At 32.9% G+C, this 13029-nt stretch carries 12 protein-coding genes; 6 read left to right on the forward strand and 6 right to left on the reverse strand.

Going from position 1 to position 13029, the window contains the following annotated elements; all coding sequences use genetic code 11:
* Positions 1-15 precede the first annotated feature (15 nt).
* Together BIW12_RS00245 and BIW12_RS00250 are read right to left on the reverse strand one after the other, a co-directional pair.
* Positions 16-3315 (reverse strand): SusC/RagA family TonB-linked outer membrane protein, encoded by a 3300-nt coding sequence (locus tag BIW12_RS00245; RefSeq protein WP_071183267.1) that lies wholly within the window; start codon positions 3313-3315, stop codon positions 16-18.
* 153 nt (positions 3316-3468) lie between these two features.
* On the reverse strand, positions 3469-4635 hold the full coding sequence (locus BIW12_RS00250; RefSeq protein WP_071183268.1) for a FecR family protein: 1167 nt from the start codon (positions 4633-4635) through the stop codon (positions 3469-3471).
* Between the two features lie 109 nt (positions 4636-4744).
* Between BIW12_RS00250 and BIW12_RS00255 the strand changes: the two genes are divergently transcribed.
* Entirely contained in the window at positions 4745-5320 is a 576-nt protein-coding gene (locus BIW12_RS00255) for an RNA polymerase sigma factor (protein ID WP_071183269.1), read from the forward strand.
* 194 nt (positions 5321-5514) lie between these two features.
* Positions 5515-6204, forward strand: a complete 690-nt coding sequence (locus tag BIW12_RS00260) for an NUDIX hydrolase (RefSeq protein WP_071183270.1) — start codon at positions 5515-5517, stop codon at positions 6202-6204.
* A 72-nt stretch (positions 6205-6276) separates the two neighbouring features.
* Here the strand turns inward: BIW12_RS00260 and BIW12_RS00265 are convergent, their stop codons facing one another.
* Together BIW12_RS00265 and BIW12_RS00270 are read right to left on the reverse strand one after the other, a co-directional pair.
* Positions 6277-7857, reverse strand: coding sequence for an NADP-dependent glyceraldehyde-3-phosphate dehydrogenase (locus BIW12_RS00265; RefSeq protein ID WP_071183271.1), 1581 nt, complete (start codon positions 7855-7857; stop codon positions 6277-6279).
* Between the two features lie 43 nt (positions 7858-7900).
* The gene (locus tag BIW12_RS00270; protein ID WP_071183272.1) at positions 7901-8212 is read right to left on the reverse strand and encodes a rhodanese-like domain-containing protein; all 312 of its coding nucleotides are present in this window, start codon (positions 8210-8212) and stop codon (positions 7901-7903) included.
* Between the two features lie 326 nt (positions 8213-8538).
* On the opposite strand from BIW12_RS00270, the gene BIW12_RS00275 reads away from it, so the two are divergent.
* A complete protein-coding gene (locus tag BIW12_RS00275; protein WP_071183273.1) occupies positions 8539-9174 on the forward strand; it encodes a Crp/Fnr family transcriptional regulator in 636 nt (211 codons plus the stop codon).
* A gap of 70 nt (positions 9175-9244) precedes the next feature.
* Positions 9245-10030 carry a sulfite exporter TauE/SafE family protein gene (locus tag BIW12_RS00280; protein ID WP_071183274.1) on the forward strand — a complete coding sequence of 262 codons (786 nt, stop codon included), beginning with the start codon at positions 9245-9247 and terminating at the stop codon, positions 10028-10030.
* Here BIW12_RS00280 and ygiD read toward each other — a convergent pair.
* Together ygiD and BIW12_RS00290 are read right to left on the reverse strand one after the other, a co-directional pair.
* Positions 10027-10857: a 4,5-DOPA-extradiol-dioxygenase gene (gene ygiD, locus BIW12_RS00285; RefSeq protein WP_071183275.1), complete on the reverse strand. Its 831-nt coding sequence runs from the start codon at positions 10855-10857 to the stop codon at positions 10027-10029. The genes BIW12_RS00280 and ygiD overlap by 4 nt on opposite strands.
* Positions 10858-10971: 114 nt before the next feature.
* Positions 10972-11850 (reverse strand): SDR family oxidoreductase, encoded by an 879-nt coding sequence (locus tag BIW12_RS00290; protein ID WP_071183276.1) that lies wholly within the window; start codon positions 11848-11850, stop codon positions 10972-10974.
* A gap of 121 nt (positions 11851-11971) precedes the next feature.
* Here BIW12_RS00290 and BIW12_RS00295 point away from each other — a divergent pair, with 121 nt between their 5' ends.
* Together BIW12_RS00295 and coaD are read left to right on the forward strand one after the other, a co-directional pair.
* Positions 11972-12334: a winged helix-turn-helix transcriptional regulator gene (locus BIW12_RS00295; RefSeq protein WP_071183277.1), complete on the forward strand. Its 363-nt coding sequence runs from the start codon at positions 11972-11974 to the stop codon at positions 12332-12334.
* A gap of 233 nt (positions 12335-12567) precedes the next feature.
* Positions 12568-13023: a pantetheine-phosphate adenylyltransferase gene (gene coaD, locus BIW12_RS00300; RefSeq protein ID WP_071183278.1), complete on the forward strand. Its 456-nt coding sequence runs from the start codon at positions 12568-12570 to the stop codon at positions 13021-13023.
* Positions 13024-13029: the final 6 nt, after the last annotated feature.

Raw genomic sequence — 13029 nt, forward strand, 5'->3', positions numbered from 1 at the left:
ATTGATTTCTTGGTTTTAAAAATTCACTTCAATACCTAAAGAGATGGTTCTTGGATTAGGGAAAGAGCCTCCGTCATATCCTCTTGAGAATAATCCATCACTAATGAAATCAGGGTCGTAGCCTCTGTATTTAGATATAATCCATAAGTTTTGTCCATTAGCATATACTCTTGCGTTTTGAATAAAACTCGTTTTACTAACTGGAATGTTATAACTAATCTCGGCTGTTTGTAATTTTATATAGTTTCCACTTTCTATAAAACGATTCGAATCTCGGCTGTTTCCGTTAGCATCCTGTATTGATGGTCTTGGCACATTAGTATCTGTATTTGTTGGAGTCCAGTAATCTAACATATCTGTATGATGGTTTCCATATTTTCCAACCATTAAGTCACGGTACAAACCATTAAATACTTTATTTCCGCCGCTTCCTTGCCAAAACATAGTAGCGTTCCAGTTTTTATAAGAAGCACTTAGATTGATACCATAATTGTATTTAGGTATAGTAACTCCCTGAAACACTCTGTCTCTATCAGTTATAACTCCATCAGCGGCATCAAAAACGCCATCACCATCAGTATCGACTGTTAATTGATCTTTGAATTTTATATCTCCTACCTGAACATTTGTTTGTGAAGGTGCAGCATTAATTTCTTCCTGAGATTGGAAAATTCCATCTGTTTCGTATGCGTAAATTTCGCCTATCGATCTTCCTACTTCTGTCATAGCGGCAAGACCCGGTATAGGATTTCCATTTTCAGAAAAACCTATTTGTGTTACTTTGTTTTTTAAAGTTCCAATATTAGCCGCAATACTGTATTTGAACTCATTCTTGTTGTTATTATAAATCAACGAGAATTCAACCCCTCTGTTTTCTACTGCTCCTGCATTGGTTGTAACATCTGATGGAAAAGCTCCTGAAGAAAAAGGTAACGGAACTCTAATTAATAAATCATTTGATTTTTTAATAAAATACTCTGCTGTCAACTGCAAATCATTGTCAAACATTCCTAATTCAAGAGCTACATTGGTTGTTTTAGTTTCTTCCCAATGTACATTTGGATCTAAGGCGCTCACAACTGTTGCACCGGGAGCCAATTCATTATTAAAAGTATAGCTGGCAAAACTGTTCATTGTAGTGGCAAAGAAATATTGTGGAATGGTGTTGTTTCCAATAATTCCATATCCTCCTCTTAACTTCACATTGCTAACCCATTCCGGTAAATGAATGAATTTTTCATTACTTAATTTCCAGGCACCTGAAAAAGAGTAGAAATTAGCCGAATTGTATTTTTGACTAAACAAAGAGGTTTTGTCCTGTCTAAAGTTAGCTGTAAGCAAATAACGATCATCAAAACCATAATTCAATCTGCTGATATACGATTTTCCGGTAATGGTATATTCGTATTCATTGGTGTTGGTATTATCAGCAAATTGTAATTTTTTAATATCATTAGCTTCATATCCTACTCCGGAAGAAAAATGATTGTAATGATCATTTCTTTCGTCAATAGAACCAACTAAAGCATCAATATTATGTTTTCCTAAACTTACATTATAAGTAAGAATGTTATTTACAAAGGTTTTGATTTGGTTTCCGGTAGCAATGTTAAGAGTTGCTCTGGTACTTGGTACTTTATAATACCATCCCAGTTCAAATTCCGGAGTATATCGTTTGTCAAACCAGTGTACTTTATCATAACTTACATCCAGTTTGTATTTTAGTCCTTTAACTATTTCCAGTTCTCCCCAGATGTCACCAATAAAATGGTTTCTTTTTCCTGAGTTTGAAATTAAATTATTGTATCCTATAACATTAAGTGAAATTGCTTTTTGCGTATCACTATAAGTTCCTCCATATCCACCTATCCAATTATCATCATAGACCGGCATTGTAGGAATAGCAGTTACCAAAGCCTGAATAGCCGATTCTCCTACCCAGCTATTAAATGATTCTTTGTCTGATTCTGTATAAGCTATTTTTGAACCGTATTTGAATTTTCCTTTTTTTCCATGCAAATTCAAATTCATAGAATACCTTTCGTAATCCTGTGGAGTCTCTAAATATGAAGTGTTTTTGAAATAATCAACATTCAAATTGTACCCAAGAGATTCTGCTCCACCATTGAATGTAAGCGAATGATTTTGAACTGTACCCGTACCATAAGCTTCTTTTTGCCAATTGGTATTTACATTATTGATGTAAAATGGGCTTGTAGGATCATTACCTGGAGCTACTCCCAAACCATCATTTTGTTCAGCTGCTGTGGTAATTCTTTGATAACTTACTCTATCGGTTACTGACCATTGTTTTGCTACATTTTGAACACCATATAGTGATTTGTATTTAACCTCCATTGCGCCTACTTTTCCTTTCTTGGTAGTAATAATTACTACTCCATTGGCACCACGAACCCCATAAATAGCTGCTGAAGAAGCGTCTTTTAAAACTTGCATCGACTCGATGTCTCCAGGTGCAAAATCAAATGGAGAATCTACAATCACTCCATCAATAACAAATAATGGATTGTTGTTACTAAAGGAATTCACTCCTCTAATTTTAATATTTACAAATCCGCCCGGCTCTCCTGATGATTGTACGCTAACACCCGGTGCCTGACCTTGCAGCATTTTTGCAACATCATAAGTAACTGCTTTTTTGGCACTTTCTACATTTACAACAGAAACAGAACCTGTTAAATCTGATTTCTTTTGAGTCCCATACCCTACTACAACAACTTCTTCTAACTTAGCATAATCTTCTAAAAGTTTAACTGTAATATTGGTTTGATTACCCACTGTAATTTCCTGATTTACATAGCCTATATAAGAGATCACCAATACTGAATTAGGTCCTTCTACATCTATAGCAAATTTTCCGTCAAAATCAGACTGCACACCTACTGCAGATCCTTTTATCAAAATATTTACTCCCGGAATGGGGAAACCCTCAGCGTTATTAATAACTCCCGAGACCTTTTTTTTCTGTTGCGGTTTTTCTTCTGCTTTGGCTTTGGTTATTATAATTTTATTTTTTCCGGTCAGTTCATAATTGAAACCTTCATTAGAAAGGCTTTCTGTGAGTAACTTATTGGCACTAATAGTTCCTTTTTTAAGTTTTACTTTAGGTGCATTCTTAAACATATCTTCCTGATAGATAAATGTAAAATTGGTTTGCTCCCTTAAAAGGTCAAAAACTTCATCAATAGTTACAACTTTATCTTTATCTACAACTATTTTTACGTTTTGGGTAAAAACATTAGTTGAAGAAAAACTAAAAGCGGTCGTACAAAAAAACAATATAAAAGCTTTCATACTGGTTAGTAAAAATTTTCTCTTAAAAAAGAAAAAATGGTTAGTAAATTCAATTTTCATATATTTGTGTTTATTGGTTAAATGTTAATTAATAATCGCATTAGGGGATAAAGTAGGGTACTGTCCAGGTATTACTTTACTCCCCTTTTTTTCTTATTTTATTATAATTTTCTGGTCTTTTATCTCATATTCATTTATAAAGTTAGTTTTCTTAATTATTGACAGGATCTCTTTGATATTATCGTTTTTACTCAGTACTCCATTGAATTTCACTTTCTCAAGTTCCGGATTTTGAAACACCACCTGAAAGTCATACCAACGAGCCATTACATTCATAATTTCTTTTAATTTTTTTCCTTTGAAACTAAAAATTCCTTTGGTCCACAATACTTCGTTATAAGCATCAATTGGATTAACAACTATGTCTCCTCCTTTAAGATTAATAATCGATTGTTGATTAGGAATTAATTGCTTTTTTGAATTCGAATTGCTTACCGCTACTTTTCCTTCTACCAGAGTAGTATAAATTTTATCTTCATCTTCATAGGCTTTTATATTAAATTCTGTTCCTAAAACCTCTACTTGCTGACTTTTATTCAATACTTTAAATTTTGCTCCATTATGTTCTGAACTTGGTGATACATCAAAAAAAGCTTCTCCGTATATTAATTCTACCTGACGTGTGCTGCCTTCTTTAAAAGCTACCGGAAATTTTAATTTCGATTCTGAATTCAACCAGACTTTTGTTCCGTCAGATAATTTTATTTGAAACTGCCCTCCTCTTGGTATCGTTAAATAATTATAGGCAATTCCTGATTTGGTCTTACTTTGGTCATCATAAACTAATTCTTTACCATTACTGACTACATTATTTTTTTGATAGGTTTTGTCTTTTTCTAATACAACAGCCGTTCCGTCTTCGAGAGTTAATATGGCTTTGTCTGTTCCTGCTTCAATGGTGTTTTTTACTATTGCCACTGGAGCTACAGGTTTATCAAACAAACCGGAATTGTATAAAAAAGCAGTAGTTACTATTCCTAAAACAACTGCCGCTGCCGAATAATAAATTGTTTTGCGTAACTTTTTAAGTTTTCTCACTTTATTCTCTCTGGCAAATGCTTCCAGCAATTTATTTTTTACTTTGTTCGAATCAAATTCTCTCATATTATATTCAATTGCATAATTAATTTTAACATACCGATTAAATAATTCAAGATTATTAGCCTCTTCTATCCATACTTCTAACACGCCCAACTCGGATGCTGAAGCCTGATTAGTTAAAAATTTGGCTATTATATTTTCAATTTTACTACTTATCATCGCAATACTATTTTTTATTAATACGTGTGGTTTTTACACTACCCTAACTTTTTTATATTTTTTTTTATACATTGCATAAAAATTAAGCTAATTATTTCTATTTACCCCAATGCAAGAGGTTTATTCTGACAATACTGAACTTATTCATGCTTTAAAGACGGGAGATCCAAAAGCATACACTTATTTGGTAAATACTTACCACCATAAACTATGCGTCTATGCTTATAATTTTACTCATGATCGTAGTCTGTCTGAAGATATTGTTCAAAATGTATTCATGCGTATCTGGAACAAACGCGAAAATCTAAAAGAAGATTTTGTACTTATCAGTTTTCTGTATAAATCCGTTTACAATGAGTTTATTGATCAATATCGAAGTCAAAAAGCGGTTTATCCTCTGGAAAAAAAATATATTGATGCTCTTAATGCTATTGTAGAAAATGAGGATGAACATTCACTTGAACGAATCATCAAATTGGTCAAAAGAGAAATTCAAAATCTCCCACCTAAATGTAAGGAAATCTTTTTATTAAGTAAAGAAGAAGGACTCACTAATATAGAAATTGCCGAGTATAAAAACCTTTCTATCAAATCAGTTGAAGCTCATATAACAAAAGCCTATGCTATATTGCGTAATTCTTTGGGAGAAAACACAAATATCTATTTGTTTTTGATGTTTGGATAATTGTTATCAAGATTTAGTTTTATATCTTTAAAAAATAGAAGTTTTCAGGCATTTTTTATGCTAATTAATATTGAATTCAAATGGTTTTTAGTAAAATCCAACGATTTCTTTAAAAAATCAGGAAGTATTCATTCTATATTAATTATGATACTTTTTTAGAAGTAAGTATATTTACCCCAAAATAAACAACTAAGATGTTAAATAATTATAGCACCGAAGACAAAGTCTTATTATCAGTTGATTGTATCATTTTTGGTTTTGACAAAGAGGGATTAAAAATCCTGCTAATCAAACGAGATTTTGCTCCCGAAAAAGGAAAATGGTCTTTAATGGGAGGGTTTTTAAAGAAAAGTGAGTCTTTAAATGATGCCGCTATAAGGGTTTTGAATCATTATACGGGATTACAAAACATCTACATGGAACAATTTTATGCTTACAGCGAAGTAGATCGGGATCCTGAAGAGAGAACTATTTCAGTAGCTTATTATGCACTTATCAATATTGAAAATCACAATACTGAATTAATCAGGAATTACCATGCCGAATGGTTTAATATATCAAAAATGCCCAAATTAATTTTTGATCACGATGATATGGTTGCTCATGCAGTAAGAAGATTGCGTTACAGAACTTCAACAAAACCGGTAGGATTCGAGCTTTTACCTGAAAAATTTACCATGCGTCAATTACTGGAATTGTACGAAGCCATTTTAGACAAAGAATTAGACAAACGTAATTTTATCAGCAAAATCAATTCTTTAGATATTCTGGTAAAACTCAACGAAAAAGACATGTTATCGTCCCGAAAAGGCTCTTATCTTTATATGTTTGACAAAGAAAAATACGACGCTAAATTACTCAATCATTTTGTTTTAAACTTATAATCCAAAACATAAAAAAACCGTTCCGAAAATAATCGAAACGGTTTTCTTGTTTTTAGTTAGTTTTAGTTAGTACTACAAGATATAATCAGTATTAATAAAGTTTGATTCTTTACTATTTAATAATTCTTGTAATATTTCGTTATTGTAAGCATTGTCTTTAGAAGCCACAAAGGTTCTAATAGAGAATGAACGTAAGGCATCAAAAACACTTAATGTACCTACTGCAGAGTCTTTACGACCTGTAAACGGATACACATCTGGTCCACGTTGGCAAGAACTATTCAGGTTTACTCTACATACTAAATTTACTAAAGCATCAATAAGCGGTGCAATAGTTGTGATATTTTTACCAAATAAACTTACTTGTTGACCGTAATTAGATTCAGCCATATCGTTTAATGGCTCCTGAATATCTTTGAAAGTCATAATTGGCACAACAGGTCCAAATTGCTCTTCATGATATACGCGCATTTCTTTGTTCACAGGGAATAAAACTGCTGGAAAAATATAATTTTCAGAATGCTCTCCTCCTTTTTGGTTGATAATTTTAGCTCCTTTTGCAGTAGCATCATCAATTAATCCCTGAATGTAAGCCGGTTTTTCAGTTTCCGGAAGCGGAGTCAATGAAACTGATTTGTCCCAAGGATTTCCAAAAATAAGTTCATCCACTTTTTGAGAGAATCTCTTATTAAACTCTTCAGCAATCGATTCGTGAACATACAACACTTTCAAAGCTGTACAACGCTGACCGTTGAAAGATAAAGTTCCTGTAATACATTCAGAAATTGCCAAATCTAAATCGGCATCCGGTAAAATAATAGCTGGATTTTTAGCTTCCAATCCTAAAACCAAACGCAATCTGTTTTTATTTGGATGCTGATCTTGCAATGCAATCGCTGATTTACTGTTTCCAATTAAAGCCAAAATATCTACCACTCCTGATTTCATAATTGGAGAAGCAATCTCTCTACCTCTACCGTAAACGATATTTATAGCACCTTTTGGAAAACTGGTTTTAAAAGCTTCTAATAAAGGTGAAATTAACAATACTCCGTTTTTAGCAGGCTTGAAAATTACCGGATTTCCCATAATCAAAGCAGGAATCAGTAATGAAAAAGTTTCATTCAAAGGATAGTTGTAAGGTCCTAAACACAAAACCACTCCAATAGGCCCACGGCGAATCATCGCATTTACCCCCTGGCTTTTTGTAAAATGAGCATTACTTCTGTCTAATTGTTTGTAATGTTCAATAGTATCGTAAATATAATCTACCGTTCTGTCGAATTCTTTTTCAGAATCGCCTAAGGTTTTTCCAATTTCCCACATTAACAACTTTACTACTTCCTGACGGGTAGTTTTCATTTGTGTAACGAAATTTTCCATACACTTAATACGATCAGCTACTTTCATAGTAGGCCATAAACCCTGACCGTTATTAAACGCTTTTTTAGCTGAATTCACCACTTCTGCCGCTTCTTCTTCACCCATAAACGGAATGGTCCCTAACAAAGTAGGAGCATATTCTTCGGTAGAAGAAATAGTAGAAAAAACCTCGGTTGTCTTTCCTGTCCATTTTTTCAACTCGCCATCAACTAAATAAGTATCCTGGTGTAATAATGTTTTTATCTTAAACTCTTCCGGTATTGAATTCATCTAGTTTTAATATTTTAGTTAGTGTTAAAAAATGTATTAGTGATTAGGGAGCAACTACTTCTCCATCCCAATCTAACATACCTCCCAATAAGTTATAGGCATTTTCAAATCCTAATTCATTCATGATTTCGCATGCTTTTGCGCTTCTGGCACCAGAACGACAATAGACATAGTAATTTTTACTTTTGTCTAATTTCTCTATTTCAGAAATAAAACCCTGACCTTTATGAATATCAATATTGATAGCATTAGGAATAATTCCTTCGTCACATTCGTCTTCTGTTCTGACATCTAAAATTACTGCATTCTCATCTTCTTCGAGTTGAGCAATCCAATCTTCTTGTGTTAAATTCATAATAATGTTGTGTTTTTTGTAAAAATACGATGTTTTTATAAAAAAATGACTCCTCAAATTTGATTTAGAGAATATTTTAAAGAAAACGTTTTAGTGAGCTTACAATAATCAACAAATTTTACAATCACTTAATATTTTGTTAAAAAACAACGCGTTATTCCCATTAGAAATGCAATATCTTCAATTTGCTATTTTAAATTTCAGCCAACTATTCTTAGCATATCAACTAATAAATGTCACGTTTTTTTAATTACTTTTACCAAAGTCTTAGAATTTTGCACAAAAATCCATCATATTAATAAGATGTAGCCTAAAATTTCACCATCATGTCAGAAGAAACCATTACAATAAAAAAAGCCTTTCCAAATTTCTCTAATGAACTTATTCAGGAAATTGAAGCCAATTCCAGCTATCAATATTTTAAAGCCGGAGATGTCATTATGCGAACAGGACAATACATCAAAAACACCATTTTAATCCTTAAAGGACAATTAAAAATTTATCGTGAAGGCGAAGATGGCGAAGAGTTTTTAATGTACTACCTGCAACCCGGGCAAGCCTGCGCAATTTCGTTAATTTGTTCGACAAAAAATCAAACGAGCCAAATTACCGCTAAGGTAGTTGAAGATGTCGAAGCCATCAGTATTCCGCTTGCTTTAATGGATAAATGGATGATGAATCATCGCACTTGGTACGAATTTGTAATTTACACCTACCGCACCCGATTTGAAGAAGTTCTGGAAGTCATTGATAACATTGCGTTTCGAGCTATGGACGAACGATTGGAATTCTATCTAAAACGTCATGCAAAAGCTTGTGGTTGTAAAGAAATCAACTTATCGCATCAGGAAATTGCCCTTGAATTAAATACGTCCAGAGAAGTCATTTCGCGTTTATTAAAAAAAATGGAACAGCGCGGATTAGTCAACTTACACCGTAACCAAATTGAATTATTGATGTAAAAAAATCCATGTGACAAATGTTACTGTGACTAGCCTAAATAGTTCCAACCTTTGTAAAAAAAATTACAACATGGAATATTTCGGTTATTTTGCATCTATTATCATTGGACTTTCATTAGGATTAATTGGCAGCGGAGGATCAATTCTCACGATACCTATTTTGGTTTACTTATTTAAAATCAATCCTGAGTTAGCGACAAGTTATTCATTATTTATTGTTGGAATAACTGCTTTTTATGGCGGTTACAGTCATTATAAATTAGGTAATCTTAAATTAAAAACGGCATTATATTTTGCAGTTCCGTCTGTTATTTCGATATTGATTATTAGAGAAGTGATCTTTCCAAAAATTGCTTCTACACTATTTACGGTTGCTTCTTATGCTGTTTCCAAAGATTTATTAATTATGATTGTCTTTGCCATTCTAATGATCGGAGCATCGATATCAATGATAAAAAAGAACAAAACTGAGATTACAAACCATAAAATCAACTACAGTCAGCTGGCTATTATTGGTGCCTTAGTAGGAATTGTAACTGGATTTCTGGGAGCTGGTGGCGGATTTTTAATTATTCCTGCTTTGTTATTTTTTGCCAACTTACCTATGAAACAAGCCGTAGGAACTTCACTATTAATTATTTTCATCAATTCAGCCATCGGTTTCGCCGGCGATTTATACCTTAACACTCCTATCGATTATGGCTTCCTGTTACTGATTTCAGCCATGGCATTTATAGGAATGTTTATTGGAATTCTTCTTTCTAAAAAAATAGACGGCAGCAAACTAAAACCTGTTTTTGGATGGTTTGTATTGATTATGGGAATTTATATTATTACTAAGGAGCTTTTCTTTTAAACAATCTTCACTGAAGTCATACTCAAAGAACCTCCCAGTAATTTATCATTAAACAAACTCAGTTCTTCTTGCTTTTCTTTTAATCCTAAAGTATAAATTAAAGGCAAATAATGTTCCGGTGTAGGAATGGCTAATTGCAAAGCTTGTCCTTGTTTTTCATAATTAATCAAAGCTTGGAAATTACCGTCTAATAAATAGGAGTTCACTTTTTCTCTGGCTTCTATTGCCCAATCAAAACCATAATTATCTACATCCATATTATAGAAATCAACCAAGCGTAAATTGTGTACAATATTTCCGCTACCTATAATAAGAATACCTTTATGTCGCAAAGCACTTAATTTTTGTGCCAACTCAAAATGGTATTGTGGCGATTTTGAATAATCAATACTCAACTGAATCACCGGAACATTCGCTTCAGGATACAAATGTTTGATTACACTCCAGGCACCGTGATCCAAACCCCATTCGTGATCGAGTTCAACTTCGGCAGGCAATAATAATTCTTTGGTAGCAATGGCTAAATCAGGATTTCCTTTGGCAGGATACTGTACGGCAAACAATTCTTTAGGAAAACCTCCAAAGTCATGAATCGTTCTTGGCATTTCCATTGCGGTGACTTTAGTCCCTTTGGTAAACCAATGTGCCGAAATACACAAAATAGCATTCGGCTGCGGTAACGTTTTAGCCATACTTCTAAAACCCGCCACAAATTGATTTTCTTCAATCGCATTCATCGGGCTTCCATGCCCCAGAAACAAAACGGGCATTTTTTCGGTATTCGAAAAAGTACTTGAAATTTTATGTAGGTCGTTGAGTGTGTTCATAAACAAATATATTTTATTTTAAACACAAATTACACAAATTAGCACTAATTAAATTGGTGCAATTTGTGTAATCTGTGTTTGATTAATGACTACAAACTTTTTAGTCTAAATATATTATTTACCATAAAGCTGTTTCAAAAAATCACTTAGACTTACTGGTTTTCTACCTAATAGTTTTTCTAAATCACTGGATTCAGCCTGAAATTCTCCTTGTTTGATGGCCTCCCCAAAACCTACAAACATTCCAACATATTCTCCGGGAACACCAGCTTTAGTCAAAACATCTGAATACACTTCAACACCTGGACTTGTATAGCTTACCGTTGAATTCGTAATTTCACTCAAAGTATCCGCTACGTTTTTCATCGAATAATTTTCTACATTATTCATAGCATATTCTTTATTTTCGTGTTTACCAGAAATCAATACATTGGCAGCTGCTTCGGCTAAATCATTTCTCGAAACATAAGCGGCCTGACCTTCTCCGGCAGGAAAAAAGATTCCCTGTTCCAATACTTTTTCTCCTAAAAACATCGGTAGTACATCCAAATATAAATTATTTCTAAAAATAGTATAACTGATTCCACTTGCTTTAATTGCATTGTCTGTATCAATATGCGATTGGGCTAAAAAAGCAATCGGAGATGTTTCAGTCTCATTTTTACGTTCGAAACTAGTATATAAAATGTGTTTGACTCCGGCTTCTTTTGCTGCTTTAACCGCATTTAATTGTTGTTTACCACGGTTTACCAAATCAGTTCCTGAAACTAATAATAATTTATCGATTCCTTGAAATGCTGCTAACAAAGAGTCATAATTATCATAATCCCCTATTCTCAGGTTGATTTCTTTTTGCTTTAAATCTAATGCTTTTGCTTCATCTCTAACCAAAGCCGAAATAGTATTTGCAGCAATTCCTTTATTCAATAAAAAATCGATTGTTAATCTTCCGAAATTTCCCGTAGCCCCAGTAACTAAAATTTTTGCACTCATTATTTTTAAGATTTTATGATTAATTTTTATTCAAAGTTAACTACATTTGCTATACAAAATATACTAAAGTACTAAAATATATCGATATACTTTTGTATAGTAATAACAAAATCAACAGATTATGGAAAGTACAATCAGTTTCAAAGAAGCCAAAGCCTGCCCGATTCAGTTTGTATTAGCCGTTAATGATACTTTAAATGTGATTAGCGGTAAATGGAAGTTACCTATTATAGGTTCCTTATTATTTGAGAAAAGACGTTTTACAGATATTCAACGTAATATTCCAAAAATTACTCCACGAATGTTATCTAAAGAATTGAAAGATTTAGAAATAAACGGAATGGTCAAACGCACCGTTTATGATACGACTCCAATTATGGTTGAATACGAGTTGACCGAATCAGGAAAATTATTGAGTGATGTATTGGACAAAATGCTGGAATGGGGTTTGCAACATCGGGAAGCAACATTAACTAAAGTTTAATAAAAAGTCTGTTTTTAGTAATTAAAAACACCACAATTAAAGTTTTATCTTTTTTTATCAATATCAAGACTTTTCATAAAACCTTTATTTCGAGATTACTCAATAGAAAATAAACAAAAAACAATCTTTTCTCCTGTATTTTTTTAAATCCTAAAACATTGAAGTCATAAAAACCTAAATTAACTCCTAAAAAACTTTGTAACTTAGCAGCTCAGAATCTTAAACTCTCACAAATGAGAAAAGCCATATTTCCGGGATCGTTTGATCCAATTACCTTAGGTCATGAAGATATTATCAAAAGAGGAATTCCACTTTTTGATGAAATTGTTATTGCCATTGGGGTGAATGCTGAGAAAAAATATATGTTCCCTCTGGAAGAAAGAAAACGTTTTATTGAAGAAACTTTCAAAGACGAACCAAAGGTTTCTGTAATAACTTATGAAGGTCTGACTATTGATTTGTGTAAAAAAATCAACGCTAATTTCATTCTTCGAGGCTTGCGTAATCCTGCCGACTTTGAATTTGAAAAAGCCATAGCGCACACCAACAGACAATTATCAAAAATAGAAACGGTATTTTTACTAACCGCAGCCAGTACTTCCTACATTAGTTCAAGCATAGTAAGAGATGTACTTCGAAATGGCGGAGAATATGAATTATTAGTTCCAAAAGCTGTAAGAACAAAGTAAGATGGG

This window comes from Flavobacterium commune, from assembly GCF_001857965.1.
GTDB lineage: Bacteria > Bacteroidota > Bacteroidia > Flavobacteriales > Flavobacteriaceae > Flavobacterium > Flavobacterium commune.

Bases quoted from the DNA above. Each gene is read 5' to 3' on its own strand.
- coaD (WP_071183278.1), top strand. From the start codon at position 12,568: ATGAGAAAAGCCATATTTCCGGGATCGTTTGATCCAATTACCTTAGGT.
- BIW12_RS00295 (WP_071183277.1), top strand. From the start codon at position 11,972: ATGGAAAGTACAATCAGTTTCAAAGAAGCCAAAGCCTGCCCGATTCAG.
- ygiD (WP_071183275.1), bottom strand. From the start codon at position 10,857: ATGAACACACTCAACGACCTACATAAAATTTCAAGTACTTTTTCGAAT.
- BIW12_RS00265 (WP_071183271.1), bottom strand. From the start codon at position 7,857: ATGAATTCAATACCGGAAGAGTTTAAGATAAAAACATTATTACACCAG.
- BIW12_RS00250 (WP_071183268.1), bottom strand. From the start codon at position 4,635: ATGATAAGTAGTAAAATTGAAAATATAATAGCCAAATTTTTAACTAAT.
- BIW12_RS00270 (WP_071183272.1), bottom strand. From the start codon at position 8,212: ATGAATTTAACACAAGAAGATTGGATTGCTCAACTCGAAGAAGATGAG.
- BIW12_RS00290 (WP_071183276.1), bottom strand. From the start codon at position 11,850: ATGAGTGCAAAAATTTTAGTTACTGGGGCTACGGGAAATTTCGGAAGA.
- BIW12_RS00280 (WP_071183274.1), top strand. From the start codon at position 9,245: ATGGAATATTTCGGTTATTTTGCATCTATTATCATTGGACTTTCATTA.
- BIW12_RS00245 (WP_071183267.1), bottom strand. From the start codon at position 3,315: ATGAAAGCTTTTATATTGTTTTTTTGTACGACCGCTTTTAGTTTTTCT.
- BIW12_RS00255 (WP_071183269.1), top strand. From the start codon at position 4,745: ATGCAAGAGGTTTATTCTGACAATACTGAACTTATTCATGCTTTAAAG.
- BIW12_RS00260 (WP_071183270.1), top strand. From the start codon at position 5,515: ATGTTAAATAATTATAGCACCGAAGACAAAGTCTTATTATCAGTTGAT.
- BIW12_RS00275 (WP_071183273.1), top strand. From the start codon at position 8,539: ATGTCAGAAGAAACCATTACAATAAAAAAAGCCTTTCCAAATTTCTCT.